The organism is Plantibacter lichenum, from assembly GCF_050587525.1.
GTDB lineage: Bacteria > Actinomycetota > Actinomycetes > Actinomycetales > Microbacteriaceae > Plantibacter.
This window is the reverse complement of sequence record NZ_JBOBFT010000019.1, coordinates 1-26,921: the sequence shown is the minus strand read 5'-3', so window position 1 is coordinate 26,921 and position 26,921 is coordinate 1. Positions and strand designations below refer to the sequence as shown.

Here is a 26,921-nt window from a genome sequence, read left to right as displayed (position 1 = left end):
CGGCACCCGTGCGAGGATGGCGGCATGGGGAGAAGTGGTTCGGGGAAGCAAGCAGGTCGTTCGGCGCTCGTCGACGCGCGGGCGGTCGAGGCGACGATCGACGACGAGGTGCTGCTGTCGCCGACGGACGTCTCGGTCGCGGCAGGGCGCGCCCTGGCCGTCCGCGGTCGCAACGGGTCGGGCAAGACCACGTTGCTGCGGATCCTGAGCGGGCGGCTCCGCCCGTCGAGCGGGTCCGTCGCCATCGACGGTCGTGTGGTCGACGATCGTGATCGGGTCATCAGACGTTCGGTCTCCGCCCTCATCGGGACTCCTGCGTTCGCACCGGACCTGACGGTCCGCGAGCACCTCCGCTACATCTCGACGACGTGGGGCGTCACCGGGGACGCCGCGGACGACGCATCGGATGCGCTCCTCGAAGCATTGCGCATCGACACGCTGTCCCGGCGCTTCGTGCATGAACTCTCCTCCGGGCAGTCGCAGCTCTTCGCCCTCGCGACAGCGCTCGTCCGACCATTCGACGTCCTGATCCTCGACGAACCCGAGCAGCGCCTCGACGCCGAACGCCGTGCGGTCGTCGCCGATCGGGTGAACCTCGCCAAAGCAGACGGGGCCGCGATCGTGTTCGCCAGTCACAACGCGGAGCTCATCGAGCGGATCGCCGACGACTCGATCACCGTCGAAGCCCCGTGAGCGATCTGACCAGTCGCGCCGCGGACCGCCGGACCTTCCGGAGCGCCCGATCGGTGCTCGCCGGACGCAACGGACGACCGAGCATCGCCGACATCGCCTATCTCGCCTACGCGGGCGGGCTGGCCGTGCTCATCGCAGGCGCTCCACTCGTCCGCTTGGCGGTCATCGGGCTGCTCACGCCGGAAGCGTTCACCGCCCTGGGACAGGATCGGTTCGGGGTCGGTGCTTCGATCGTCGCGGCGCTCGCCGTGCTCCTCGTGGCCTCCGGCGGCTCCGTTCGTGGGCCCGTCGTGCCGAGGCCGTCTGCCGTGCAGTTCCTCGCGGATTCGCCGTTGCCCAGACGGATGACGTTGCGTCGTCCCTTCGTCCTGTCATCGCTCGCGCTCGTCGTCGGTGGATTCCTGATCGGCGGGATCGTCGCGATCTCCCGGCTCATCGGCGGCGGCGGCGCGGCGAGCGATCGTGCCGGCTCCGGTGACCCCGCGACCCCGGCCACGGTCACGGCCGGGACCGATCCGCAGTACACGATCAGCGCCGACGGAGACTCGGCGAGCGTGAGCATCCTCATGGTCGGAGGTCCACCGCCGACGGCCGAGACCGTCATCCCGTTCCTCGTCGGTGTCGTGGCCTTCACGGCGTTCCTGGCCGTCGTGTGGCTCGCCGCGCAGCGTCGCGCCCGCGGTGTGGTCTGGGGGCTCGCGGGAGCCGCGGTGCTCACCTCCGCGATCGCACTCCTCACCCCTTCCGTTCTCGCGTTCACGCCGTGGGGGTGGATCGGTCTGTTGTGGGCACAGCTCGTCGGCGGTGTTGTCGGGCCGGTTGAAGCGGGCGGTTCGTTCGCGTTCGTCGCCGGGAGTGCACTCTGGTGGCCTGCCGTCGCCCTCGTGCTCGTCGCGCTCGTCGTGTTCGCGGTCCCACGCCTCCTCGACGGACTCCGGAGCGCCGACCTCCTCGAGCAGTCCCGCAGATGGCAGTCCGTCGCCGTCCTCGTGCAGACGGGCGATGCCGCTGGAGCGGCTGGACACCTCCGCCCACCGCCCAGCCGTGGTCGTCGCATCCACCTCCCGATGCCTCGGTCCCTCGCGCTCGCAGCCGTCCTCCGTTCGATCGTCGGGCTCCTGCGATACCCGGTGCGGGCAGTGGTCGGAAGCGCCGTGCTCCTGGCTTGCGGGTTCGCGGTGGCGGCGTCGATGAACCTCCCCGACGGCGTCGGGTGGGTCCTCGCGGTTCCCCTCGGACTCGTCATCTTCCTCGCGATCGGCGTCTGGTGCGACGGCGTCAGGCAGGGTGTCGCGAGCGCGGGCACGCCGACCCTCTACGGACGCACGCCGACAGAGCTCGTCCTTGTGGCATCGATCGCTCCGTTCGTCGCTGCGCTCGTGCTCGGCGGCATCGGCGCGGCCATGGCCATCGTGTTGTTCGGCGCTCCGATCGCTGGACTCGTCTGGTGGTGTGCGCTCGTCGTGTTCAGCGTCGTCCTGCGGGTGTTCGACGCGGCGAAGGGCCCGCTGCCGATCGGGTTGCTCATGCCGGTGTCGACCCCGGTCGGTGACGTCTCGCACCTCAACGTGCTGCTCTGGCAGTCCGACGCCGTGCTGCTCGCGCTCGTCGTCGGTGGTGGACTGACGGCGTTCGCTCCAACGATCGAAGCGTTCGGCTACGTCTGGTTGTTGGCGGCGACCCTCATCGTGGGGCTCATCGCGTCGTATCGCCTGCAGAAGCTTTCCGCGCCGGCGTGATGCAGGTGCCTCTCCCGTCGCAGTCGTCCATCCAGACGCTGACTCGCCGGAGACGAAGCTGCACGAGAACAGGAGAAGCGCGCGAGGAGAGGACAATTCACCCGAAATCGTCCTTCCTTCGGGCGGTTCTCCTCGTCTCGTGCGGCGAAGCCGGGCGGGTGCGCGGGCCTGGATGCCCTAGTCGCTCAGGTTCTCGCTCAGGATGTCGAGCACGATCGATCGGCTCGCCCGCGACACCTCGCCGAGGCGTGACGCGACGACGTCGACGAGCGCTTCGAGCAGGACCGCGTGCGGGATGCGGGAGGTGTGCTCGAGTTCGTGCCGGAACGAGCCGGATGCCGGTGCCACGACGAGCGTCACATCCGCGATCGACACGAGCGGCGAGCGACTGAACGAGGTCACGGCGACCAGCTTCGCGCCGGCCGCTCTGACCGCGTTCGCGGAGCGGAGCGTCGAGTCGTTCGCTCCGCTGCCGCTGATGACGAGGCCGAGGTCGTTCGCGCCGAGTCCACGGGCCGCGATCTGCTGGCCGATGGGGTCGGCGACGAACTCGACCGGCCGGCCGACCGCGGTCAACCGCATCGCGACATCGGTCGCGAGGGGCGACGACAACCCGTTCGCGATGGCGAGCACCCGTCCGGCTCCGACGATGCCGTCGACGGCCCGGTCGACCGTTCCGTCGTCGAGGAGGCTCGTGATCTGCGGAAGGCTCAGTGCGAGGGCGTCGACATCGGCCCGGATCCGCCCGAGTGCCGTCGAGCCGTAGTCCTGGTCGCGCCCGGGCGCCTGCGCGAGTTCCCGGGTGAGTGCGACCCGGAGCTGCGGATACCCGCGGTACCCGAGGGTCTGACACGTGCGGACGACCGTCGATCGCGCGACGCCCGCACGATCCGCGAGTTCCTGAGCCGTGATCTCGACCATCCCCGCGGCATCCTGCAGGATGAGGTCGACGACCCGGCGTTCGCTCGGCTGCAGAGCGTTGAGGACGGACGCGATGCGCGTCGTGGGCCCTGCTTCGTCAGTTCCCGACCAGTTCACGGACCGGCACCCCCTCGGTGATCCGGCGCCGGAGGAATCCGGAGACGGCGTCGATCGACATGGTGACGACGATCACCACCAGAAGCAACATACCGACAGTGGACCACTCGCGGTACTGCGTGTAGGAGGTGAGCATGTCGCCGATCCCTCCCACGCCGATGAGACCGAGGACGGCAGATGCGCGGACGTTGATCTCGAAGCGGTACAGCCAGAACGACAGGAAGTCGGGCGTGACCTGGGGCCAGACGCCCCAACGGATCGCCTGGCTCGTGCGCCCTCCTGCGGCTCGGACGGCTTCGATCGGACCTGGGTCGACGCCCTCGATCGATTCATACCCCCACTTGCCGAGGGTTCCGACGCTGCCGACGGCGAGCGCGAGTGCGCCGGTGAGTGGAGTGAGGCCGGTGACGGACAGGATGATGATGGCCGTGATGATCTCCGGCACTGCACGGATGACGCTGAACAGGATGCGGAGGAACCATCGGCTGGGTGCAGGACCGAAGCCGCGGGCGGCGAGGAAGCTGAGCGGTGTGGCGACGATGATGCCGAGGAAGGTGCCCACCCACGCCATCTCGAGCGACCGCCAGGTCTGCAGGAGCGCTTCGGGGAGCTTCGACCAGTCGGGGTTCGAGAACATGAGCCACGTGTAGCGGACGATCGCCGCCGGGAGCTCGGCGAGGCGACCCCACGCGATCTCGATCGACCAGAACGACGCGACGACGATGAGCGTCACGACGACCCAGGCGACGGTGACGGCCGGATGCCGTGGTTTCGGAGGGATGCCAGAAATGCCGGGGACGCCTGTGCCCCGTCGCCCGCCCGGCGATGTCGGGTGGTTCGGAGGGGTCGGCGGTGTCGCCCGGGCCGGTGCGGTGGCGGTCATACGAGTCGCTTTCTGACAGCGGCGGAGATGAGGTCGATCGCGACGACGATGACGAGGATCTCGAGGATGATGAGGGCGAGCTGGTCGTACCGGTAGTAGGTGCGCACGGCGTCGATCAGGAGACCGAGGCCACCGGCGCCGACGAGCCCGAGGACGGCCGACGCCCGGACGTTGAGTTCGAGGACGTAGAGCGATTGCCCGATGAAGGCCGGCCACACGTCGGGGAGCGCGACGGCGCGATTGATCTGGAGTTGCGTGCCTCCGGCGGCCCGCCCGGCTTCGATGGGCCCGGCATCGTTCGCTTCGATCGCCTCGGAGACCATCTTCACGACGATCCCGATCGTGAAGAGGACCATCGCGATGATGCCGGGGAGCGCTCCGACACCGACCATCGCGACGAGGATCGAGGCGTAGAGCAGTTCCGGGATGCTCCGAACGATGTTGAGGATCGTGCGGAGGACGCCGCGACCGATGCGATTCGGGTTCGTGAGCCGTGCCGCCCACAGGCTGAGCGGCAACGACACGATGACGCCGATGGCGGTCGCGATGACGGCCATCTGAACCGTCTCGACGAGCGGTGCGACGGTGCGCGGGAAGAACGACCAGTCCGGTTGCAGGAGTCGGAGCACTTTCTCGGCTCCGTTCATCCAGTTGCGGGCGATCGCGTCGAAGCCGAATGCGATGCCCCACTGCGGGCTCATCGCGACGGCCGTGATCGCGAGCACGACGGCGAGGGCGGCCCACGGCTTCCATCGGCCCGCGGGGCGGGGCGGTGGAACGATGGCACGAGCGGCTGTTGTCGTGGCTGCTGCTTCGGTGCCGACGGCTGCTGGCGCGCTCATGCCTCGAGCACGTCCTCGCGCTGCACCGAGCGTCCGTAGATCGCTGCGAAGTCGTCATCCGTCGCGGTCGCTGCAGGTCCGTCGTAGACGATCTCTCCAGCACGGAGACCGATCATGCGGGAGCCGTACCGACGGGCGAGATCCATCAGATGCAGGTTCGTGAGGACCGTGATCCCGAGGTCCTCATTGATGCGCTTGAGGTCCTCCATCACGCCGCGTGCCGTTGGCGGATCGAGGCTCGCTACCGGTTCGTCGGCGAGGACGAGCCGTGGTTCCTGGCTCAGCGCTCGTGCGATGGCGACGCGCTGCTGCTGACCGCCGGACAGGCTCGATGCGCGATCCCACGCCTTGCCGAGGATGTCGACGCGATGGAGTGCCTCGAAGGCGATCCGTCGATCCGTTGCCGTGTAGGCGCCGAGCAGCGTCCGCCATGTCGGTGTGTGTGCGAGACGGCCGACGAGCACATTGTTGAGGACGCTCGTCCGCTTCGCGAGGTTGAACCCCTGGAAGATCATGCCGATGTCGCCGCGCAGTCGACGGAGTTCCCTCGGTCGTGCGCTGTGCAACGGGGTCCCCCCGACTTCGAGTGTTCCGCTCGTCACCGGTACGAGGCCGTTGATGGTGCGGATGAGACTCGACTTGCCCGAACCGGAGAGGCCGACGACCGAGACCATCTCGCCCGCGGCGACGTCGAGGTCGACGTCACGGAGCGCGGTGACCCCGTTGGGGTAGCGGACGGTGAGACTCCTGGCCCGGATGGACCACGGCGCGGAGGCCGGAGCAGCAGCCCCGGCCTCCGCACCCGACGTGATGTCGGTCATCGATCAGACCAGTCCGAGCTTCTTGGCGGCGCGGGCGACGACATCGAGGGTCGACGGGTCCGCGGGTGCGAGCTTCGTGATCGAGTAGATGGAGGTGAGGACCTTGCTGCCCTCGTCCGTGTTCGAGTAGTCCTCGAGGGCCTTGGTGATCTTCTCCTGCAGCTTGGGGGAGAGGTCGGAGGAGACGGCGACGCCGTCGTTCGGGATCTCGTCCGTCAGCGCGAAGACCGTGACCTTCTGGCCGACGTCCGGAACGTCCTTCTTCACGATGTCGCGTGCGTCCCAGAAGCTGAAGCCGACTTCGGCGTCACCGTTGTACACGGCGAGCACGCTCGCGTCGTTCGCCGTGACCGGCACCTGCTGGATGTCGGTGTCGGTGTTCAGACCGGCCTCCTTGAGCGCGAGGATCGGGTAGATGTAGCCCGCGGGCGAACCGGGGCCGAGGACGGAGACCTTGGCGCCCTTCATCTTCGTGATGCTGTCGAGGCCGGCGGGTCCCTTGAGAGCGTCGGCTCCGTTGCAGAACATCTTGCCGTCGCGCTCGACGGGGGTGTCCTTGCAGTACTTGTCCGGGTTGTTCGTCATGAACTGGCCCGGGTAGGTGATGTTGCCGTTGCGTTCGGTCTGGAGGACGACGGATGCGTTGTACATGTCCTTCGCCTGCCACAGCTGCAGGGAGGGGAGGAAGCCGATCTGCGCCTGGCCCGCCCCCATCGCCTCGACGGCCGCCTGATAGTCCTTCGACACGACGCCCGTGACGTCGATGCCGAGTTCCTTCGTCAGGTAGTCGGTGAGGGGTTTCGCGGTGTCGACGAGCGCGCCCTGGTCCTGCGAGGGGACGAGTGCGAGGACGATCGACGTCGGGTCGGCCTTCGGTGCTGCGGTGTCGCCTGCGGTCGAGCTGCCGGATGCGCAGCCGACGAGGGCGAGCGCTGCGGCGACGGTCGCCCCTGCGATGGTGAGGTGCTTTCTGGAGATCACGGTTTCTGCCTTTGTTGAGAGGGGTGAGGAGGTGGAGGGTGAGGAATTGGTCGCTGTCCGGTTCCGGTCGCTGTGTGGTTCCGGTCGCTGAGCCTGTCGAAGTGCTCTGTTGCTGTCCGGGCCCCGGTCGCTGAGCCTGTCGAAGCGCTCTGTTGCTGTCCGGGCCCCGGTCGCTGAGCCTGTCGAAGCTCTCGACTGCCGCGTGGCCCCGGCGTCAGTCCACGCCGATGCCGAGCCAGTCGAGGATCGCGGGGTACAGCTCGTCGAGGTGCGTCGCCCGGAAGTCCGGGGTGACCTCGAGAGCATCATCGGCCGACGCGACGAGTGCCGTTGTCGCTCCGCGCCGTTGGGCAGGTTCGAGGTCGTTGGCCCAGACGTCCCCGATCGCGAGCACTCTGCCGACCGGCAGCCAGCGATCGAGGATGGTGTGGAGCCCGTCGGGCTTGCCGACCGATGTGTGCACCTCGTCGAAGAGTTCGCTGATGCCGAGGACGTCGAGTGCTTCGGGGATTCGGATGTCCGGTGCGTTCGTCGCGAGGATGAGGTGTGCGGAGCGTCTGGCTTCGGCGAGGAACGCGACGAGTCCGTTCGGTGCGTTGATCTGCGCGTCGGGAGTCGCGAGGCGTTCGCGGCTCGACAGGTAGGCGTCGCTCAGCTGGGTTTCGTCCGCGCCTCTGGACAGGGCCAGCTCGCGGACGAGGGCGTAGCCGTCGATCGCGTCCGTCCCCGGGACCCGACCGGAGGGGTGCGCCGCGAGGCCGGCGGTGAGTTCGTGGAGGAGGGAGTCTGCTCGGTCTGCGGGGAGCGATGCGGCGACGCCGTTGGCGTAAGCGAGCACCGGTCCGTGACCGAGGGAGATCGTCCCGTCGAAGTCGAAGACCAGGGTGTTCGTGCGCGTACTCACTCGGTGGTGTCCTTTCGTGGGGCTGGGCTTGAGCCGGGTTGGGCCGGGGAGGGGCCGGGATTGGGCTGGGGTGTTTCGGCGACGTCGACTCTGGAGCCGTCATGCCGTTGTGGGTGTGCCGTCCGGATCACTCTGTGGACGATGCGTCCAGAGTAGGAGTCGAAAATGGACGAAACGACCACTCCAGATGAACGAGCGGTGAATTCCGATCGCGGTGAGACGGCGGATGCGCGAGTCACGGCCGTCCCAGGTGCGCCGACCGTTCACCGCCTCTGCGTACGATGTGCGGATGGCGAACGATGAGACCTCCGGTGATCGACATGCGCAGCTGCTCGAGGTCGCCGCGATGTTGCACGTGAACGCTGCGCGTGCGGCGCATGTGGCCGAGGTGGACGTGGACGCTTCAGGGACCGCTGCGACCACTGTGACCGCTGCGACGACTGTGACGACTGCGACGGTGAACTCGACGGGCGATGCTGTCGGCATCGGATCGGCGGCGGTCGCGGCCTCCGCGTCGGCGAGTGGGCCGCTCGACGCTCGCGCCGTGATCACTGACCGGTTGCCGTGGTTGGTCGAGCAGATCCGAATCGATGCGGCGGGTGGTCGACTCTCGCGATGGGGTCTGTCGACGGTCGTCGACGAGCATGCGGGGGTCCCGGTCCTGGACCGTGCGACGTTCGAAGCGCTGCACGCCGTCGCCGGACTCGGGGAATCGGATGGCATCGCCTGGCCGATCGGGAACGCGGGACTGCTCCACGTCTACGGGTATCTGCTGTCCGAGGTTCCGACCCCGTGGGGTGCCAAGCGTGATCGTTGGGTGAGTGGGGATGTGGCTCGGGTGTTCGGGGAGGATCCGACGTACCTCACGCCCTGGTACGGGATGGGGGATGGGGTCGGGCCCGCTCCCGTGACTGTGGGGTCGATCGCTGGTCGGACGATGCTCGCGCACGTCGAACGAGTCGTCACCTCGGCGCTCGCGATGTCGAAACGCGCTCGGGTCGTCTTCGTTCGTGACGAGCGCATCGATCCCGTGGTCGGGCTTGGTGCTGGTTCTGCTGGTGCTGGTGCTGCTGCTGCTGCTGCACTTCCCTCGTCTGCTGCTGCTGCCGCTCGTGAAGGGACACCTGTCGATGCGATGCGGACCGTTGTGGTCGTCCGGGACGACATGGCGCCGGCGGCTCTCGCGTATGGTCGGGTGTCATTCGACGGTGCGGGTCGTCTCGTCGGGCTGCGCCCTGTGACGGTCTTCCCCATTGCATTCCCCGATGCGATGGCGCTCGACGCGCTCGCTTCGGCCGCCTCCCGCCTCCGCTACAACGCGGCGTTCCCTGATCTTCCTCCGCGCACGGCCCTCCCGCTCGGCTCCTGATCCTCTGGCACTCCGTTCCCTGAGCCTGTCGAAGGGCCAGTCTTCCGGACGCCGCACTCCGGTCCCTGAGCCTGTCGAAGGGCAAGCCTTCCGGATGCCGCACCCCGGTCCCTGATGTCGAAGGGCAACCCTCCCGCACGCCGCACCCCGGTCCCTGAGCCTGTCGAAGGGCGGCCCTCCCGTGCGCTGCACCCCGGTCCCTGAGCCTGTCGAAGGGCAGCCTCCCGTGCACCGCGCTCCGTTCCCTGAGCCTGTCGAAGGGCAAGCCTTCCGGATGCCGCACCCCGTTCCCTGAGCCTGTCGAAGGGCAACACTCGACGGATCAGATCACCGCATCTCGGTGACACTCGTTGGGAAAACATCCCAGATCAGCGCGATATTCGACACGTGTATCAGTGTCGGTGGTCGATGCGATGATCTTTCCATGACCCTCACCGCCCCACCTACCGCGACCGGCTCGGCCGAGCCCGGCGCGTTGGCCGCGGTCGATGCGTCCCTCGGCCGGTTGCACGCGGTGTGGGATGGCGCCCGGCCCGCCTTCGGACGTTCGGCTCCGGCTGCTGGTGCGGCGATTGCGGGATCGAGTGGTCTTGCTGCGGTGGAGCTCGAGTCCATGGACGACCTGGGGTTGCTCCGGGTCGGTGAGGAGCTCGGTGCGCTCCAGCACGCGCTCGATGCCGCCCAGGCGGCGTGGGCGGGCACGGTTGCTGCGCGTTCCGGGAAGGAGCGTGGCGGTGACGGGCTCGCGAAAGCACACGGGTATTCGTCTCCGGTGGCGTTGCTTGCGGACCGGTGGCGGATCGTCCCGGCCCGTGCTGCCGTGCTGGTGGAAGTGGGGTCTGCGGTGGTGCCGAAGCGGACGTTCCTGGGTGAGGTGCAGGAGTGTGAGTTCCCGGCGATCGCGGAAGCCATCCGACCGAGCTTTGTCGTGCCGGATGCGACTGGGGCTGCCCCGGTTGTGACACTGACTGTGGACTCCGCGGCGGTGATGGTCCGTGAGCTCCGTCTCGGTGCCCGCGTCGCCACCACCTTGAAGACCGCCGCGGTGGAGCGGGTCTTGGTCGAGCACTGTTCCGGGGTGTCTCCTGGGGATGCGAGGAAGGCTGCGGTGCGTGCGCGGATGATCCTTGACCAGGACGGCGCCCAACCCCGGGAGCAGATGCTGCACTCACGCCGGTCGTTGCGGATCCTGGAACTGCCGGGCGGGATGACGAAACTCACCGCGGTCCTGGATCCCGCGTCGGCGATGTGGGTGCGTGGCGCGATCGATGCCGTCGTCAGTACAGCCCTCCGCACCCCACACTTCGTCGACCCCGCAGATCCCGCCGGGAGTGGAAGCGGCGCTTGCCCAAGCGGTTCATCGGCCTCCGACACTGGCACATCCTCCGACACTGAACAGGACCCAACCATTCCTGCTGACATGCCCGAGCCCCGCACTCTCGAGCAGCTCCGTCTCGATGCCCTCGTGGACACCTGCCGCCACGTCGCCGGCTGCACCGAAGCCGCCACCCAGCTCGCACCCGTCAGCATCGTGATCCGCATGGACCTCCACGACCTCACCGACGGTATCGGGGCAGCCCACATCGACGGCATCACCGAACCCATCACCGCCAACACGGTTCGGCGTCTCGCCGGGGATGCGAACCTCATCCCCGCGATCCTCACCGGACCCTCCCAGGTCCTCGACCTCGGACAAAGCAGACGCCTGTTCAGCACCGGTCAGAAGATCGCCCTCGCCGAACGCGACGGCGGCTGCGCCTGGACCGGATGCCCACACCCACCCGCCTACACCCAAGCGCACCACATCACCTGGTGGTCAACCGGCGGCACCACCAACCTCAACAACGGCATCCTGCTCTGCTCACACCACCACCATCGGGTGCACGCCGACGGGTGGGACATCCGGATCCGTGACGGGTCCCCGTGGTTCATCCCACCAGCCCACCTCGACCGGACACGCACCCCCCCGACGCGGCGGCAACCTCCACCCCCATGACACCGGATAACCCACACCCACCCACCCCAGAACCCAACCCTTCGACAAGCTCAGGGACCGGGCCATGCCCACAGACGCCCCGCCCCGGTCACTGAGCCTGTCGAAGTGCTAGACCCCCACCACCCAGACCCCACCCCTCCACAAGCTCAGGGACCAGCTCCCCGCCCCGGTCACTGAGCCTGTCGAAGTGCCTGACCCCCACTGCACGACCCCCACTGCGCAAGGGCGACCTCACCGAACCCCGCACGTAGACTGAATCCACCTCCGAACCGATCGATGATGATGGGCGGTGCACTCGATGACCAGTCCTTGGCTCGCCACTGGCCTGACATCGGCGAGCGCCCGAACACGCTCATCACCGTCCCTCGTGGCACCGTCTGCAGCATCGCCCGATCTCGAAGCCTCACCGGACGCCACCGTCCGACGTCTGGTCCGCGAGTCCTGGGAACGATCGGCCGAACACCACCTCGACCCCGACAACCTCCTGCCTCCGCTCGCGTTCGACGACACGGAACTGCGCGAACATCGCCTTGGCCATCCACTCGCCGGTGTCCTGCCGGTCATCCGACGCCTGCTCGTCAAGGACGCGGATGACGACTCCGGGATCCTCGTGGCGGTCGGGGACGCCATGGGTCGACTGCTCTGGGTCGATGGTGACCGCCAACTCCGACGCCGTGCGGAGGGCATGCTGTTCGTCGAAGGCGCAGGCTGGTCCGAGCGCGACGTCGGAACGAGCGCACCGGGAACCGCATTGGAACTCGACCACGGCATCCAGATCCACGCGGCCGAACACTTCAACCGGCTGGTGCATCCGTGGAGTTGTACGGCAGTGCCGGTCCACGATCCCGAATCGGGCCGCATCATCGGTGTCATCGACATCACGGGTGGAGCGCAGGCCGTCGCTCCGCACGCACTGCCGTTGATGGAGGCGACAGCAGCGGCCGTCGAATCGGAGATCCTCGTTCAACGGCTCCGCGCTGCGAACGATCGAAGCAGGCAGGCCCGATCATCGCGCCGGACCACGATCACTCCACCACGTCCGGTTCGCAGCACGCTCCAGGTCCTCGGTCGAAGTACAGGTCTCCTGACGGCTCCACCGCTCGCCGCAGCCCATCCCACAGCACTCAGCCCACGCCACGCGGAGATCCTGACGCTCCTCGCCTGGCATCGACAGGGCCTTTCAGCTGAACGGCTGGCCGATCTCCTCTACGAGGCGGACGAAGCCTCGGTCACGTTGCGAGCGGAACTCGTTCGACTCCGCAAAGCGCTCGGCCGTGTCGCACCCGGTCTGGTCCCGGAGTCCCGTCCGTATCGGGTCACAGCGGCACTCGAACTCGACGTCCACCAAGTGTTGTCGTTGCTCGATCGAGGTGCTCATCGAGCGGCTCTCGCTGCGTATCCCGGGCCCGTGCTTCCTGAATCGATCGCACCCGGCGTCGTCGAACTTCGTGAAACGGTCGCGCATCGTCTCCGTGAAGCGATCCTCACCGATGCTTCCTCCGACGTCCTCTTCCAGTACGCGACCACTGTTGCTGCGCCTGACGACATCCACGTCTTCACGGCCTGCCTCCGTCTGCTGCCGCCCCGGTCGCCCAAGCGTGCGGGCCTCGTCGAACGCATCGAACTGATCGAAGCCTCCTTGCGCTCCTGAAGCGGTGCGATCCCAACAGCATCAGGGCGCACCGCGATGCAACATGTTGCAACGTCCGCCGACGTACCGTTCACGTGTGCCCGCCTCTCCGGACGGGCCACGACAACGACGTCGAGAAGGAGCAACATGACCGTCTACGCGAACCCAGGCACGGCGGGTGCCGTGTTCAGTTACGCACCCCGGTACGACCACTTCATCGGAGGCGAGTACGTCGCACCCGTGAAGGGCCAGTACTTCGACAACCCGAGTCCGGTCAATGGACAGGTGTTCACGGAGATCGCCCGAGGAACCGCAGAGGACGTGGACCGCGCCATCGAGGCGGGCTGGAAGGCCTTCCCCGCGTGGAGCAAGACGAGTGTCGCCGAACGAGCGGTGATCCTCAACACGATCGCCGACCGGATGGAAGCCCACCTGGAGGAGATCGCCGTCGCCGAGAGCTGGGAGAACGGCAAACCGGTCCGGGAGACCCTCGCAGCCGACATCCCCCTCGCGATCGATCACTTCCGCTACTTCGCGGGCTGCATCCGAGCCCAGGAGGGCGGCATCTCCGAACTCGACCACGACACGGTCGCCTATCACTTCCATGAACCGCTCGGTGTGGTGGGCCAGATCATCCCGTGGAACTTCCCGATCCTCATGGCCGTGTGGAAACTCGCTCCCGCACTCGCCGCAGGCAACTGCGTCGTCCTGAAGCCTGCGGAGCAGACGCCGGCCTCGATCCACCTCATCGTCGACCTCGTGAAGGACCTCCTTCCACCCGGAGTCCTCAACGTCGTCAACGGCTTCGGCATCGAAGCAGGAGCACCGCTCGCTTCACATCCCCGGATCCGGAAGATCGCGTTCACGGGCGAGACGACGACCGGACGCCTGATCATGCAGTACGCGAGCGAGAACCTGATCCCGGTCACGCTGGAACTCGGCGGCAAGAGCCCGAACGTGTTCTTCGAGGACGTGGCGAGGGAGAAGGACGCCTACTACGAGAAGGCACAGGAGGGCTTCAGCATGTTCGCTCTCAACCAGGGTGAGGTGTGCACGTGTCCGAGCCGAGCACTCGTCGCACGCTCGATCTACGACGGCTTCGTCGGAGATGCACTGACTCGCATCGGCAAGATCAAGCAGGGCAATCCGCTCGACACCGACACGATGATCGGAGCACAGGCGTCGAACGATCAGCTCGAGAAGATCCTGTCCTACATAGACATCGGGAAACAGGGCGGAGCGAAACTCCTCATCGGCGGTGAACGAGCCGACCTCGGGGGAGACCTGAGCGGTGGCTTCTACATCCAGCCGACGGTGTTCGAGGGGACGAACGACATGCGGATCTTCCAGGAGGAGATCTTCGGACCCGTTCTCGCGCTCACGAGCTTCGACACCTACGACGAAGCGATCTCGATCGCGAACGACACGCTCTACGGTCTCGGCGCCGGTGTGTGGAGCCGTGAGGCGACAACGCTCTACCGCGCGGGTCGAGCGATCGAAGCCGGACGAGTGTGGTCGAACACGTATCACCAGTACCCGGCGCACGCAGCGTTCGGTGGGTACAAGCAGTCCGGCATCGGACGGGAGAACCACAAGATGATGCTCGACCACTACCAGCAGACGAAGAACCTGCTCGTCAGCTACGCGGAAGGGCCCATGGGCTTCTTCTGAGCGAGAACGCCGTGCCCGGTCACTGAGCGTGTCACGGCATGCCCGGTCACTGAGCGTGTCGAAGTGCGCCCTTCGACAAGCTCAGGGACCGGGGCGGTTCAGGGACCGGGGCAGTTCAGGGACCAGGGCGCATCAGGGACCGGGGCGGCCCAGCTCAGGGACCGGGGCGGCCCAGCTCAGGGGCTGACCACTCGCCGACCGGCGTACACTCGGCACCATCCAGGTTCCACTCCAACGAAGGAGGGACGGCAGGCCATCATGAACGACCTCACCGCACACGGCAGCACCTCGCAGGACCAGTCCGAGACCGACGACACTCCGCAGGAACGCGTCGACGTCACCGAGTCCGCAGCAGTACTGCTCCGTGAACTCGCAGCCCGGTACGGGCCGCTCATGTTCCACCAGTCGGGCGGGTGCTGCGACGGCAGCTCGCCCATGTGCTATCCCGTCGGAATGTTCCGGACGGGAGCAGCCGACATCCTCCTCGACACACTGCAGGTGGACGGCATCGAACCGGTCGAGGTCTACATGTCGAGGTCGCAGTTCGAGTACTGGAAGTACACGCACCTCACGATCGACGTCGTCCCTGGTCGGGGGAGCGGGTTCAGCGTGGAAGCACCGACCGGTCAACGCTTCCTCATCCGCTCGCGCATGTTCGACGACACGGAACTCGAACGGCTCGGACTCGTCGACACCGCCTGATCCAGATCTCCTCGCCATCACGCTTACCCAACATCTGTCCTCCGACACGCGTCGTCGGAGACCACACCGCGCTCCGAGCATCGATGTCGTAGAATGAACGCACGCCCGCTGGGAACCCGCCCCGATCCGCGAACAGTGCAGCATGTTCCGCACCGCGTTGATCGGCAGGAGACCTGGCGCCCGTGTCTTCCGGCCCTCTGGCCGCTGAGGCTTTTCGACTGCTCAGGAGGAGCATGCCGTACACCGGCCAACGCCGTTCATCGGGCCGCTCAAGCGCCCGTGGTTCCGCAACGCGTGGATCATCCACCCGCGGATCGTCGTCACGTCACGATGACGAAGCCCCCATCATCCCGATCCTCGCACGGAAGGTCCGGGAGGTGGAGGCCAAAGCCCAGAAGGGCAAGGTCGGCCCCACCAACCGCACCAAGTACCAGGTGATCGCCTTCCTCGTCCGTGAGGAACGAGCGAAGGTCAAAGCCGACACGACGATGAGCGATTCGACGCGAGCGGAGCTGCTCAAACGGCTCGACGGCGTCGCCACGATCCTCGCGAAGACCGCTGCACGGGACACCTCGCTCATCCAGCTCCTCGAAGCGGATGCGGCGACGAGTCCGGTTGCCCAGCGCATGCGGCGCGACTGGCTCCTCGAATCCGGTGCCGAGCTGAGCGCCGATGAACTGATCATCACGGTCGAGAAGCCCGCCGTCGAACCAGTGGTTCCGGCGGAGCTCGCCGAGAAGCAGGTCATCCCGCAATCCGTGAAGGCCCGTCAGCTCGCGAACCCGTTCCTCGCCCCCGACTTCAGCCAGGCGCAGCCACAGACGACGTCACGTCGTCGCCTCGACAGCTGGGAACTCATGGCTCCGCTGTACAAGGCGTTCGAACTCGGTTCCGGTGGGGGAGCCGCTTCGATGGAGCTGCCCGAGGCTCCGAAGATCGACCGGCTCTCGCCGCGCGGTCTCGAGATCATGAAGCACCAGGCCCGTTTCGTCGAGGCCGTCAAGGAAGGTCACCGCAGCTTCCTCCTGGCCGACGAACCCGGGCTCGGGAAGACCGCACAGTCGGTGCTCGCCGCATCGGTCGCCGATGCGTACCCGCTGCTCGTGATCGTCCCGAACGTCGTGAAGATGAACTGGGCGCGTGAGGTCGAACGCTGGACGCCGAACCGCCGTGCGACCGTCATCCATGGTGACGGAGCGACCCTCGATGCGTTCGCCGACGTCATCATCGTGAACTACGAGGTGTTGGACCGTCACCTCGCGTGGCTCGGAACACTCGGTTTCCGCGGCATGGTCGTGGACGAAGCGCACTTCATCAAGAACCTCCACTCGCAGCGTTCGCAGCACGTGCTGTCGCTCGCGAACCGCATCCGCAAGGCGACTCCAGGCGGCGATCCGCTGCTCCTGGCCCTGACGGGTACACCCCTCATCAACGACGTCGAGGACTTCAACGCCATCTGGCAGTTCCTCGGCTGGGTGAAGGACGGCAAGCCGACCGCCGAACTCATGGAACGCCTCGAGGAGACTGGACTCACGCCGGCCGATCACGGCTTCTACTCCGCAGCTCGATCCGCCGTCATCGACATGGGCATCGTGCGGCGCAAGAAGATCGATGTCGCGAAGGACCTCCCGGCGAAGCTCGTCGCGGACCTCCCGGTCGAACTCGACGACGAAGCGAGCCGTTCCATCCGCGAGGCCGAGAAGGAGCTGGGCCTCCGACTCCGGAACCGCTACGTCAGGGTCATCGAAGCCCGCGGCGAGAAGGTCGACGGCCTCCACGATCCCAACCTCGAACTCATGCGGATGGTCGCACAGGCGGAACTCGACGAGTCGAAGGCTGCCGGCGGCACCGAGAACGTCTTCACGATGATCCGCAAGATCGGTCAGGCGAAGGCGATCCTCGCGTCGGACTACACCGCTCAGCTCGCGCGTTCCGTGGGCAAGGTCGTGTTCTTCGCGAAGCACATCGATGTCATGAATGCTGCGGAACAGCTGTTCGCCGGTCGTGGCCTCAAGACGGTGTCACTGCGCGGAGACCAGACCGCTCAGGCCCGTCAAGCCGCGATCGATGCGTTCAACACCGATCCTGAGGTTTCGGTCGCGGTGTGCTCGCTCACCGCAGCCGGTGTCGGCGTCAATCTGCAGGCGGCGTCCAACGTGGTCCTCGCGGAGCTGTCCTGGACGGCCGCGGAACAGACTCAGGCAATCGACCGCGTGCACCGGATCGGTCAGGAAGAGCCGGTCACGGCATGGCGGATCATCGCTGCGCACACGATCGACGCCAAGGTCGCCGAACTCATCGACAGCAAGCAGGGCCTCGCGGCCCGTGCGCTCGACGGCAGCGATCAGGACGTGGCATCGGTCGACTCGGTGCAGCTCAACGCACTCATCCACCTGCTGCGGGAGGCGCTCGGAGCCTGAGTTCCGGAGACCCCGCGGTCAGCGATCCAGCAGCCCGTCACCGTTCGTCGGTGTCGGGCTGCTCCGATTCCTGGCCGGTTTCGTCAGAACGACTGGCGCCGTCAGAACTGGTGCCTCGGAGCGGATCGTCGCGAAGCAGATCGTCGGTGCTCCCGGCTGCAGAGGCCTCACTCGATTCCGCATGACGACGTTGCTCGCCCTCGTGCGCATGGGCGACGACGTACCCGAGTACAGCGACGATGATGACCGAGCCGACGCACGCGACGACCACGATGATGGTGTTGAGCAAGACATCCCCCAATGTCGAATGCGCTCAGCCTAGCGACGTTCAGGTGGTCCTCCTGACCGCATCGGTCACGCAAGTGGGTGCGCCCATGAGCGCGGATCTGCTCATCTGCGCGGAATATCGGGAGGAGAAGCTCGGAATCCAGCCCGGATCCAGCCCGGATCCGGGTCGGATCCGGGTCGGATCTCGGCTGAGCTCGAGACGGTCGAGCGGACCAGTGGTCGCCCGCCGTGACTGCTGCCGCTGCCTCGACGACTCAGACGCTGAGGCGGGTCTTCACTTCGGCGAGTGACGGGTTCGTGGCCGTCGTGCGGTCCGGGAAGATGATCGTGGGAACCGTCTGGTTGCCTCCGTTGACAGATGCGACGAGCTCGGCCGTCCCGGGGACCTCTTCGATGTTCACCTCGGTGAAGGGGATGCCGGCACCGTTCAGCTGGTGCTTCAGGCGCTGGCAGTATCCACACCACGAGGTCGTGAACATCGTGATTGCGCCTGCGTCAGGGGTGAAGTCGTTGCTGTCCATGGAAAAAGCCTAACGCGACCGTGCCGATGAACCTCCCTGAGCGTCGAAGCGGTTCCGCATCGCATCGCACCGCGCTGTCCTGCATCGCATCGCACCGCATCACAGTGCACGGAACCGAACCGTCCTCTCGGAGACGGTATTCTCATGGGAACGATCTGCGGTACCACGATGCGTGCCCGAACCCGATGAGGAACTGAGTCGAATATGAGAATTGGCGTGCTCACGAGCGGTGGCGACTGCCCCGGCCTGAACGCAGTGATCCGTGGTGCTGTCCTGAAGGGCACCAAGATCCACAACCAGGAGTTCGTCGGGATCCGGGACGGCTGGCGAGGCGTCGTCGACGGTCTCACGATGCCGCTCGACCGACACAGCGTCCGGGGTCTGTCCCGTCAGGGCGGAACGATCCTCGGCACGAGCCGCACGAACCCGTTCGAAGGCCCGCACGGAGGCCCGGAGAACGTCCAGCACACGCTCGACCGTCTCGGCATCGACGCGCTCATCGCGATCGGTGGCGAAGGGACGCTCGCAGCGGCGAAGCGGCTCACGGACGCGGGGCTCAAGATCGTCGGCGTCCCGAAGACGATCGACAACGACCTCGACGCGACCGACTACTCGTTCGGTTTCGACACGGCGGTGGAGATCGCGACGGAGGCCATCGACCGCCTCCGCACGACCGGTGAATCGCACAAGCGCTGCATGGTCGTCGAGGTCATGGGCCGTCACGTGGGGTGGATCGCACTGCACGCCGGCATGGCAGCAGGAGCACACGCCATCCTGATCCCGGAGCAGCCGCAGTCGATCGAGCAGATCTGCGAGTGGGCCGACAGCGTCTACAAGCGAGGCCGTGCACCCGTCATCGTCGTGTCGGAGGGCTTCACGCTCGACACCATGGAGACCGCTCACTCGGAGAAGGGGCTCGACGCGTTCAACCGTCCTCGCCTCGGCGGCATCGCCGATGTCCTCGCTCCCGCGATCGAGGAGCGCACGGGCATCGAATCGCGTGCGACCGTCCTGGGTCACCTCCAGCGCGGTGGCGTCCCGAGCGCGTACGACCGAGTGCTCGCGACTCGACTCGGCATGGCTGCGATCGACTCCGTCATGGCTGAGGAGTGGGGCACGATGATCGCCCTCCGCGGGACGGACCTCGTCAACTGCCGGTTCGAGGAAGCCCTCGGCAAGCTGAAGACCGTTCCGGACGCTCGCTACGAGGAAGCCGCGATCCTCTTCGGATAGGCAAGCGTCCGGTCCCTGAGCCTGTCGAAGGGTGCTTGTGTGTGGGGCACTTCGACAGGCTCAGTGACCGGGCTCTTGGTGGCGGAACCCTGGTCCCTGAGCCTGTCGAAGGGCGTTCCGTTCTAGCGGCCGAGGGGCTCCGCATCCGCGAGACCGAGGACGTCGAGCAGCCACGACAGCTCGTACGCACGTTCGCGCCACGAGTTGTAGCGTCCGCTGACCCCACCGTGTCCGGCGCTCATCTCCGTCTTGAGCAGTGCGGGTGCACCGACGTCACGCAGACGAGCCACCCATTTCGCCGGCTCGACGTACAGCACACGAGTGTCGTTGAGGCTCGTGACCGCGAGGATCCTCGGGTATGCGACTCCCTCGCGGACGTTCTCGTACGGCGAGTACGCCTTCATGTACGCGTAGACCTCGGCGTTGTGGAGGGGATCGCCCCACTCGTCCCACTCGATGACGGTGAGCGGAAGCGACGGATCGAGGATGCTCGTGAGCGCGTCGACGAACGGAACCTCGGCCAGCACACCTGCGAAGAGTTCCGGAGCGAGGTTCGCGACGGCGCCCATGAGGAGGCCACCGGCACTGCCTCCCTCGGCGACGAGGCGCTCCGGAACCGTGTAGCCGGCCTCGATCAGGTGACGGGCGACATCGACGAAGTCCGTGAAGGTGTTCTTCTTGTGCAGGAGTTTGCCGTCCTCGTACCAGTGACGGCCCAGCTCACCGCCCCCGCGCACGTGCGCGATCGCGAAGGTCACGCCGCGGTCGAGCATCGAGAGTCGAGCGATGGAGAACGACGGGTCGATCGACGCCTCGTACGAGCCGTAGCCGTAGAGGTGCAGTGGACCGGGGGTGTCGAGGCCACGACGACGAACGATCGACACGGGGACTCGGGTTCCATCGGCGGCCGTCGCCCACTCGCGACGCTGCTCGTATCGTGAGGCGTCGTAGTCGCCGAGCACGACCTGCTGCTTGCGGATGTGGCGCTCACCCGTCGCGACGACGAGGTCGACGACGGTCGACGGAGTCAGCATCGAACCGAAGCCGAAGCGGAGGACGGGCTGCGACCATTCGGGGTTCCCGGACCAACCGACCGTGTAGAGCGGTTCGTCGAAGGCGACCTCACTGAGCGAACCGGCAGCGACGTCGAGCAGGCCGATGCGAGTGAGCCCATCGCGGCGATAGGAGACCGTCGCGACGTGGGCGAACGCCTCCACGTCCTCCAGTCGGAGTGCATCGCTGTGGGCGAGGAGCACTCGACGGTCCCCCGTGGGGTCCGCCGCGGAGACCTCGACGAGTTCGAAGTTGACCGCATCGGCGTTGTGCAGGATGAGCAATCGATCCGTGCCGTCGACGACGGTGTGCTCGACGGAGTACTCGACGCCCTCGACCTTCGGCCAGACGATGCGTGGTTCGGCTCGCAGGTCGTCCGCGGGGACGATCGCGGCCTCGCTCGTGATCGACGAGCCGACTTCGATGATGAGGAACGCGCGGCTCCGGGTGAAGCCGGCACCGACCCAGTAGCGGTCGTCGTCCTCGTGGAAGAGCTGGACGTCATCGCTCTGCGGGGTTCCGACGGTGTGGAGCCACACGGTGTCCGGCCGCCACGACTCGTCGACGGTCGTGTAGATCACGGACGCGCCGTCGGGGGAGAACTCGGCGCCCGAGGATGTGCCCGTGATGGTGTCGTCGAGTTCCGCGCCGGTCGCGAGATCGCGGATGCGCAGCGTGTAGCGTTCGTCGCCTTCCGTGTCGACGGCGAACAGGAGCCTGGTTCCGTCGTCGGAGACGTCGAAGCTGCCCAGCGAGAAGAAGTCGTGCCCGTCGGCCTCGAGGTTGGCGTCGAGGAGGATCTGCTCATCGGGAGCACCGCCCTCCGCGGGAAGCGTCGGAGGCGTCCAGTCATCGGGGGAGGAGACCGGGACCCGGCACTGCAGCCCGTACTGCTGGCCTTCGATGCTGCGCCCGTAGTACCACCAGTCGCCGGAGCGGCTGGGGACCGAGAGATCCGTCTCGAGCGTGCGGGACTTGATCTCGTCGAAGATCGTCGCGCGGAGCGATGCGAGGTGCTCCGTCTCCTGCGCCGTGTACGCGTTCTCCGCTTCGAGGTGCGCGATGACCTCCGGCGACTCCTTGTCGCGCAACCACTCGTACTGATCGATGACGGTGTCGCCGTGGTGGGTTCTCTCGAATGGTTCGACGCGGGCGCGGGGCGGAGTGAGCTTCGTCATCCTCCAACGCTATCGGCTGATGTGCTCCCACCGGCCGTTGCAGGGCGCGATCGGCGCTACGCCCAGAGCGAGCACAGAGCGAGCACGGAGCGAGCAGAGCGCGAGCAGAGAGCGAGCGCAGAGCCAGCAGAGCCTCGTGTCCACGCCACTCCCAGCGCACATGGAGACGAGGAGTCGCCTGTGGGCGTACATTCGAGCCATGACGACCATTCCTGCCTACGAGCTCAGCGACGGATCCAGCCTTCCCGCAGTGGGGTTCGGAACCTATCCGCTGCGCGGCCGAGAGGGCACCGATGCCGTGCTCTCCGCCATCGACCTCGGCTACCGCCTCCTCGACACCGCCGTCAACTACCGCAACGAGGACGCCGTCGGCGCCGCTGTCCGCGAGACCAAGGTTCCGCGTTCGGAACTCCTCATCGCCACGAAGCTCCCGGGTCGCGACCACGGGTACGAGGAGACGATCTCCTCCTTCCACGGTTCGCTGCAGGCGCTCGGCCTCGACAGGATCGACCTCTACCTGATCCACTGGCCGAACCCGAGCGTCGACAAGTTCGTCGACTCCTGGAAGGCGATGATCCAGCTGCAGCAGGAGGGTCTCGTCCGCTCGATCGGCGTCTCCAACTTCACGCAGGCCTTCCTCGACCGCCTCAAGGCAGAGACGGGAGTCCTCCCCGCCGTCAACCAGGTGGAGCTGCACCCGTACTTCCCGCAGACCGATCTGATCGCCTACCACGAGGACAACGGGATCCGAACGGAAGCGTGGAGCCCGCTCGGCAAGCGGTCCGCACCGTTCGACGAGGACCCGGTGGCGCAGGCAGCGAAGGCGCACGACATCTCGCCGGCGCAAGTCGTCCTGCGGTGGCACCACCAGCGCGGTGTGCTGCCGATCCCGAAGTCGGCGACGCCTGAGCGTCAGCGCGCGAACATCGACATCTTCGACTTCGAACTGACCGCTGACGAGGTCGCGGCGATCACGGCGCTCGGCCGTCCGGATGGACGACTCTTCGACGGAGACCCCAACACGCACGAGGAGATGTAGCAGACTGGTCGGGTGCAGCGCAGCCGAAAGCCCCGATTCCTCAGCGCCCTCCTCTGGTCCGTCCTCGTGGTGGGCGGAGCGATGTTCGGCCCGGCGTTGCTGGGAGCCGGACCCGCTGCCCATGCGGCCGGTCCGGCCCACGCCGCGAAGACCGACGTCGACGATTTCACGTTCTCGTCGTTCGACGGCGACTACACGGTGTCGAAGGGCGCAGGCGGAGTGGCCGAGCTCCGCGCCGTCGAGACGTTCGTCGCGGAGTTCCCGGACTTCGAGCAGAACAAGGGCATCATCCGAGCGATCCCCGACGTCTTCAACGGTGCTCCGCTCGACACGAAGATCGTCTCGGTCACCGACGAGAACGGTATGGCAGTCCAATGGGACGCCGACAAGGGCGGCGACTTCATCGAGCTCGCACTCGGGACCGACGACTACGTGACGGGGACGCACACGTATGTGATCACGTACACGCAACGGAACGTGGTCGGCGCCTACCAGGACACCCACGCGGACGAGTTCTACTGGGACGCACCCGGCAACGGCTATGGCCAACCATTCGCCTCCGCAGCCATGACCGTGCACATCGCGCCGGATATCACGGGCTCGCTGACCGGGAACGCCGCCTGTTACCGCGGTTCGCAGGGCGACACCGCGAGATGCGACATCGCCAACGGAACCGACGGCGCTGCCGGGACGGACGGCACCAACGGAACGGACAGCGCTGACGGGACGAACACGAGCAGCAGTCCCGACGCCGGCTCCGTCTTCACCGTCAGCCCGGTGCCGCTCCAGCCCCACCAGACCCTCACCGTGGCGATCGGTTTCAGGCCCGGCACGTTCACGCAACCCGAACGACCACGCGATTCGCCCGTGTTCACGGCTGTCCCGGTGGGGCTCGCCGGGTTGTCCGCAGCGGGCGTCATCACCCTCGGCGTCATCCGATTCCGGAAGTGGCGGGATCACCCCGGTCGCGGCACGATCATCGCCGAGTACTCGGTGCCGAAGGACCTCAACCTCCTGATGGCGGGCGACCTCATCGGCCGTGCGAGCTCATCGATGGCCGCGACGATCGTCAGCCTCGCCGTCCGCGGCAACCTCCGCATCCTCGACTACGCGGTCACGGAAGAGGGTGCGAAGACGGCGAAGCGAGGCAAGTCGTTCTCACTCCAGTACCTCAACGCGGACGGGACCGACGAGCAGGAACAGGCCGTCCTGGCGATGCTGTTCCCCGATGAGGACGAACCGATCCGCGAGATGGGTGTCGTCGACACGGCCCTCGGAACCGCGGTGACCGCGGAACTCGCCCGGGTGAAGACGCTCGCCGTGGAGCGCGGCTTCCGTCGCAACGTGTCGTCGGTCGTGTCGTGGCTGATCGTCGTGGTGCTCGCCGCCGTCGGCATCGGTTCGTTCGTCTTCCAGGGGATCGCCGGTGACGTCCACGCGTCCAGTGGAACCACCGTCTTCGCGATGCTCGCGTGCGGCGCCGCGGTCTTCATCGGTGTCGTGCTCGCGATCGCCCCGCACCCGCTCACCGCCGCCGGGGCGGAACGCCGTGACTACCTCGAGGGCATGCGGGTCTACCTGAAGCTCGCTGAGGCGGACCGGTTCCGGATGCTCCAGAGCCCGGACGGTGCCGAACGCATCGACGTCGGCGATCCCGGTCAGGTCGTGAAACTGTATGAGAAGCTGCTCCCGTTCGCCGTCCTCTGGGGCGTCGAACGCGACTGGGTCAAGGAGCTCTCGATCCACTACGAGCAGATCGGTGTGACGCCGGGATGGTACGCCTCCGACCGTCCGTTCGCGGCTGCGGCGTTCGCCGATTCGTTCTCCGGGTTCTCTGGCGAAGCAGCGAGTTCCACGGCGTCCTGGTCGTCGAGCGGGGGAGCGAGCTCGTCGGGTGGATCGATGGGCGGCGGTTTCGCGGGCGGTGGCGGCGGTGGCGGCGGCGGTGGCGGGCGCTGACGGCCGATCCACCGGCAACCGCGCGGACGCTGCCCGCCGGAGGCGTTCCGTGAGCTCCCCGGCGGGTCGGCGCGGTCAAGTTGACCTCGACGCGAGTGGGTGTAAGTATCGTGTACGGCGGGTTAACCGTCCTCGTCTTCCACATGAATCCCCACTGAATTCCTGCACCGGGGAGTGGTGTGTCCATCGGGCGCCACAGCGGGAGACGAGCAACGTGCCTGAACTGCTCCGCCTCAGAGAAAGACGCCAGTGGAACTCGTTACCCTGACTGTCGTGCTGGTCATCGCACTGGCTCTGTTCTTCGATTTCACGAACGGGTTCCACGACACCGCGAACGCGATGGCGACTCCCATCGCAACGGGGGCGCTGAAGCCCAAGACGGCAGTGCTCCTGGCCGCGATCCTCAACCTCGTGGGCGCGTTCCTCTCCACGGAGGTCGCGAAGACCATCTCGGGCGGACTCATCCGCGAGGGCCAGGGCGGCATCCAGATCGGTCCGGAGCTCGTGTTCGCGGGTCTCATCGGAGCCATCGTCTGGAACATGCTCACCTGGCTGCTTGGTCTCCCGTCCAGCTCCAGCCACGCCCTCTTCGGCGGCCTCATCGGTGCCGCAATCGTGGGTGCCGGCCTCAACGCGATCGACTTCGGCGTCGTCCTCTCGAAGGTCATCCTGCCCGCACTCGTCGCGCCGGTCGTCGCCGGTCTCGTCGCGTACGGAGCGACGAAGCTCGCCTACGCGATCACCCGTCGCTACGACGGCAAACCGGACGGCCGCGACGGCTTCCGGTACGCCCAGATCTTCTCCTCCTCCCTCGTCGCGCTCGCCCACGGCACCAACGACGCCCAGAAGACGATGGGTGTCATCACGCTCACGTTCATCGCGGTCGGGCTCCAGCCGGTCGGCACCGGGCCGGAACTGTGGGTCATCGTCGTCTGCGCGCTCGCGATCGCGTTGGGCACGTACATGGGCGGTTGGCGCATCATCAAGACCATCGGAACGGGCCTCACGGACGTCAAGCCGGCGCAGGGCTTCGCCGCTGAGACGAGCACCGCGGCGACGATCCTCGCCTCCAGCCACCTCGGCTTCGCGCTCTCCACCACGCAGGTCGCCTCCGGTTCCGTCATCGGCTCCGGTCTCGGTCGCCGTGGTTCGAAGGTGCGTTGGGGCACCGCGGGTCGCATCGGCCTCGGCTGGCTCATGACGCTGCCCGCCGCCGGCATCGTCGGTGCACTCGCGGCAGCCGTGGCGCACCTGGGCGTGTGGGGCATCATCATCGACGCCGTCGTGGGTGTCGGCGTCATCCTCACCATCTTCCTGATCTCGCGTCGCAACGAGGTCAGCCACCACAACGTCGTGAGCGAGGTCGCCGCGTCCGGCAAGGCCGTGAAGATCAAGCGGAATCCGAAACCCAAGAAGGTGAAGAAGTGATCGACTGGGCTGCTTTCCTCATCGTCGCCGTGACGTCGTTCATCGGTGCGACGGCCGTCGTGAGCCTGTACTCGTTCGGGCTGCGGCTCCTGACGACCGCTGGGCGGGTTCCCGTCGTCTCCCCGGCGGAGTTCACCGATGCGATCACCGTCATCACGCCGGAGGAAGCCGCACGGGCCGCGAAGCGAGCCGCTAAGGCCGCGAAGAAGAACCCGCTGACCGACGGCCAGAAGCTTGCTGCTCGCATCGGCGCATACGCCTGCTTCACGCTGAGCGGAGGCGCCGTCCTCTACGGCATCTATCTCATCGTGCCGTTCTTCCACCAGGGCTGAACGCTTCGCCCGTCGGTGGCATCGGGCGTCGCTTCACGCGATGCATCCGTCCTGGAATCGCGCGAGACTCCCGAAACGGCATTGCCTCTCGAAACGGCTGTGCCTCCTGAAACGGCTGTGCCTCCTGAAACGGCTGTGCCTCCTGAAACGGCTGTGCCTCCTGAAACGGCTGTGCCTCCTGAAACGGCTGTGCCTCCTGAA

22 protein-coding genes are annotated in these 26,921 nt (G+C 66.9%); 13 read left to right on the top strand and 9 right to left on the bottom strand.

Annotated elements, in window-relative coordinates; all coding sequences use genetic code 11:
* The first annotated feature begins 24 nt into the window (after positions 1 to 24).
* Together ACQ3HB_RS19495 and ACQ3HB_RS19490 are read left to right on the top strand one after the other, a co-directional pair.
* Positions 25 to 693, top strand: coding sequence for an ABC transporter ATP-binding protein (locus ACQ3HB_RS19495; protein WP_430922422.1), 669 nt, complete (start codon positions 25 to 27; stop codon positions 691 to 693).
* Positions 690 to 2,432: a hypothetical protein gene (locus ACQ3HB_RS19490; RefSeq protein WP_430922421.1), complete on the top strand. Its 1,743-nt coding sequence runs from the start codon at positions 690 to 692 to the stop codon at positions 2,430 to 2,432. The genes ACQ3HB_RS19495 and ACQ3HB_RS19490 overlap by 4 nt, the downstream gene beginning before the upstream one ends.
* Before the next feature lie 177 nt (positions 2,433 to 2,609).
* Here ACQ3HB_RS19490 and ACQ3HB_RS19485 read toward each other — a convergent pair whose 3' ends face one another.
* The 6 genes from ACQ3HB_RS19485 to ACQ3HB_RS19460 all read right to left on the bottom strand — a co-directional run bounded on the left by ACQ3HB_RS19485 (position 2,610) and on the right by ACQ3HB_RS19460 (position 7,901).
* Positions 2,610 to 3,470, bottom strand: coding sequence for a MurR/RpiR family transcriptional regulator (locus ACQ3HB_RS19485; RefSeq protein WP_430922419.1), 861 nt, complete (start codon positions 3,468 to 3,470; stop codon positions 2,610 to 2,612).
* On the bottom strand, positions 3,451 to 4,353 hold the full coding sequence (phnE, locus tag ACQ3HB_RS19480; protein ID WP_430922417.1) for a phosphonate ABC transporter, permease protein PhnE: 903 nt from the start codon (positions 4,351 to 4,353) through the stop codon (positions 3,451 to 3,453). Before phnE (ACQ3HB_RS19480) ends, ACQ3HB_RS19485 begins: the two co-directional genes overlap by 20 nt.
* Positions 4,350 to 5,195 (bottom strand): phosphonate ABC transporter, permease protein PhnE, encoded by an 846-nt coding sequence (phnE, locus tag ACQ3HB_RS19475; protein WP_430922416.1) that lies wholly within the window; start codon positions 5,193 to 5,195, stop codon positions 4,350 to 4,352. The genes phnE (ACQ3HB_RS19480) and phnE (ACQ3HB_RS19475) overlap by 4 nt, the downstream gene beginning before the upstream one ends.
* On the bottom strand, positions 5,192 to 6,016 hold the full coding sequence (gene phnC / locus ACQ3HB_RS19470; RefSeq protein ID WP_430922414.1) for a phosphonate ABC transporter ATP-binding protein: 825 nt from the start codon (positions 6,014 to 6,016) through the stop codon (positions 5,192 to 5,194). The genes phnE (ACQ3HB_RS19475) and phnC overlap by 4 nt, the downstream gene beginning before the upstream one ends.
* 3 nt (positions 6,017 to 6,019) lie before the next feature.
* On the bottom strand, positions 6,020 to 6,997 hold the full coding sequence (locus tag ACQ3HB_RS19465; protein ID WP_430922412.1) for a phosphate/phosphite/phosphonate ABC transporter substrate-binding protein: 978 nt from the start codon (positions 6,995 to 6,997) through the stop codon (positions 6,020 to 6,022).
* Positions 6,998 to 7,211: 214 nt separating this feature from the next.
* Positions 7,212 to 7,901, bottom strand: a complete 690-nt coding sequence (locus ACQ3HB_RS19460; protein WP_430922410.1) for an HAD family hydrolase — start codon at positions 7,899 to 7,901, stop codon at positions 7,212 to 7,214.
* A 289-nt stretch (positions 7,902 to 8,190) separates the two neighbouring features.
* Here ACQ3HB_RS19460 and ACQ3HB_RS19455 point away from each other — a divergent pair, with 289 nt between their 5' ends.
* From ACQ3HB_RS19455 to ACQ3HB_RS19430, 6 genes are all read left to right on the top strand, one after another.
* Positions 8,191 to 9,270, top strand: coding sequence for a hypothetical protein (locus tag ACQ3HB_RS19455; protein ID WP_430922409.1), 1,080 nt, complete (start codon positions 8,191 to 8,193; stop codon positions 9,268 to 9,270).
* Between the two features lie 424 nt (positions 9,271 to 9,694).
* Positions 9,695 to 11,266, top strand: a complete 1,572-nt coding sequence (locus ACQ3HB_RS19450) for an HNH endonuclease signature motif containing protein (protein WP_430922407.1) — start codon at positions 9,695 to 9,697, stop codon at positions 11,264 to 11,266.
* A 367-nt stretch (positions 11,267 to 11,633) separates the two neighbouring features.
* Positions 11,634 to 12,917: a GAF domain-containing protein gene (locus ACQ3HB_RS19445; RefSeq protein ID WP_430922405.1), complete on the top strand. Its 1,284-nt coding sequence runs from the start codon at positions 11,634 to 11,636 to the stop codon at positions 12,915 to 12,917.
* Positions 12,918 to 13,043: 126 nt separating this feature from the next.
* Positions 13,044 to 14,567 (top strand): acetaldehyde dehydrogenase ExaC, encoded by a 1,524-nt coding sequence (gene exaC / locus ACQ3HB_RS19440; protein WP_430922403.1) that lies wholly within the window; start codon positions 13,044 to 13,046, stop codon positions 14,565 to 14,567.
* A 258-nt stretch (positions 14,568 to 14,825) separates the two neighbouring features.
* Positions 14,826 to 15,269, top strand: a complete 444-nt coding sequence (locus ACQ3HB_RS19435) for a DUF779 domain-containing protein (RefSeq protein WP_430922401.1) — start codon at positions 14,826 to 14,828, stop codon at positions 15,267 to 15,269.
* Between the two features lie 233 nt (positions 15,270 to 15,502).
* On the top strand, positions 15,503 to 17,689 hold the full coding sequence (locus ACQ3HB_RS19430) for a DEAD/DEAH box helicase (RefSeq protein WP_430922399.1): 2,187 nt from the start codon (positions 15,503 to 15,505) through the stop codon (positions 17,687 to 17,689).
* A gap of 37 nt (positions 17,690 to 17,726) precedes the next feature.
* Here ACQ3HB_RS19430 and ACQ3HB_RS19425 read toward each other — a convergent pair whose 3' ends face one another.
* The gene (locus tag ACQ3HB_RS19425) at positions 17,727 to 17,978 is read right to left on the bottom strand and encodes a hypothetical protein (protein ID WP_430922398.1); all 252 of its coding nucleotides are present in this window, start codon (positions 17,976 to 17,978) and stop codon (positions 17,727 to 17,729) included.
* Between the two features lie 253 nt (positions 17,979 to 18,231).
* Positions 18,232 to 18,498, bottom strand: coding sequence for a glutaredoxin domain-containing protein (locus ACQ3HB_RS19420; RefSeq protein ID WP_430922396.1), 267 nt, complete (start codon positions 18,496 to 18,498; stop codon positions 18,232 to 18,234).
* Positions 18,499 to 18,702: 204 nt separating this feature from the next.
* Between ACQ3HB_RS19420 and ACQ3HB_RS19415 the strand changes: the two genes are divergently transcribed.
* The gene (locus ACQ3HB_RS19415) at positions 18,703 to 19,731 is read left to right on the top strand and encodes a 6-phosphofructokinase (RefSeq protein WP_430922394.1); all 1,029 of its coding nucleotides are present in this window, start codon (positions 18,703 to 18,705) and stop codon (positions 19,729 to 19,731) included.
* 122 nt (positions 19,732 to 19,853) lie between these two features.
* On the opposite strand, the gene ACQ3HB_RS19410 is transcribed toward ACQ3HB_RS19415, so the two are convergent.
* The gene (locus ACQ3HB_RS19410) at positions 19,854 to 21,962 is read right to left on the bottom strand and encodes a S9 family peptidase (protein WP_430922393.1); all 2,109 of its coding nucleotides are present in this window, start codon (positions 21,960 to 21,962) and stop codon (positions 19,854 to 19,856) included.
* A 199-nt stretch (positions 21,963 to 22,161) separates the two neighbouring features.
* On the opposite strand from ACQ3HB_RS19410, the gene ACQ3HB_RS19405 reads away from it, so the two are divergent.
* The 4 genes from ACQ3HB_RS19405 (at position 22,162) to ACQ3HB_RS19390 (ending at position 26,720) form a co-directional block, all read left to right on the top strand.
* Positions 22,162 to 23,001, top strand: a complete 840-nt coding sequence (locus tag ACQ3HB_RS19405) for an aldo/keto reductase (RefSeq protein WP_430922391.1) — start codon at positions 22,162 to 22,164, stop codon at positions 22,999 to 23,001.
* Between the two features lie 12 nt (positions 23,002 to 23,013).
* On the top strand, positions 23,014 to 24,960 hold the full coding sequence (locus tag ACQ3HB_RS19400) for a DUF2207 domain-containing protein (protein WP_430922389.1): 1,947 nt from the start codon (positions 23,014 to 23,016) through the stop codon (positions 24,958 to 24,960).
* A gap of 249 nt (positions 24,961 to 25,209) precedes the next feature.
* A complete protein-coding gene (locus ACQ3HB_RS19395) occupies positions 25,210 to 26,388 on the top strand; it encodes an inorganic phosphate transporter (RefSeq protein WP_430922387.1) in 1,179 nt (392 codons plus the stop codon).
* Positions 26,385 to 26,720: a peptidase gene (locus ACQ3HB_RS19390; RefSeq protein ID WP_430922385.1), complete on the top strand. Its 336-nt coding sequence runs from the start codon at positions 26,385 to 26,387 to the stop codon at positions 26,718 to 26,720. The genes ACQ3HB_RS19395 and ACQ3HB_RS19390 overlap by 4 nt, the downstream gene beginning before the upstream one ends.
* Positions 26,721 to 26,921: the final 201 nt, after the last annotated feature.

Coding starts and splice junctions, on each gene's coding strand:
- ACQ3HB_RS19415 (WP_430922394.1), top strand. CDS start 18,703: ATGAGAATTGGCGTGCTCACGAGCGGTGGCGACTGCCCCGGCCTGAAC.
- ACQ3HB_RS19435 (WP_430922401.1), top strand. CDS start 14,826: ATGAACGACCTCACCGCACACGGCAGCACCTCGCAGGACCAGTCCGAG.
- phnC (WP_430922414.1), bottom strand. CDS start 6,016: ATGACCGACATCACGTCGGGTGCGGAGGCCGGGGCTGCTGCTCCGGCC.
- ACQ3HB_RS19405 (WP_430922391.1), top strand. CDS start 22,162: ATGACGACCATTCCTGCCTACGAGCTCAGCGACGGATCCAGCCTTCCC.
- phnE (WP_430922416.1), bottom strand. CDS start 5,195: ATGAGCGCGCCAGCAGCCGTCGGCACCGAAGCAGCAGCCACGACAACA.
- ACQ3HB_RS19455 (WP_430922409.1), top strand. CDS start 8,191: ATGGCGAACGATGAGACCTCCGGTGATCGACATGCGCAGCTGCTCGAG.
- ACQ3HB_RS19410 (WP_430922393.1), bottom strand. CDS start 21,962: ATGACGAAGCTCACTCCGCCCCGCGCCCGCGTCGAACCATTCGAGAGA.
- phnE (WP_430922417.1), bottom strand. CDS start 4,353: ATGACCGCCACCGCACCGGCCCGGGCGACACCGCCGACCCCTCCGAAC.
- ACQ3HB_RS19430 (WP_430922399.1), top strand. CDS start 15,503: ATGCCGTACACCGGCCAACGCCGTTCATCGGGCCGCTCAAGCGCCCGT.
- ACQ3HB_RS19495 (WP_430922422.1), top strand. CDS start 25: ATGGGGAGAAGTGGTTCGGGGAAGCAAGCAGGTCGTTCGGCGCTCGTC.
- ACQ3HB_RS19420 (WP_430922396.1), bottom strand. CDS start 18,498: ATGGACAGCAACGACTTCACCCCTGACGCAGGCGCAATCACGATGTTC.
- ACQ3HB_RS19450 (WP_430922407.1), top strand. CDS start 9,695: ATGACCCTCACCGCCCCACCTACCGCGACCGGCTCGGCCGAGCCCGGC.
- exaC (WP_430922403.1), top strand. CDS start 13,044: ATGACCGTCTACGCGAACCCAGGCACGGCGGGTGCCGTGTTCAGTTAC.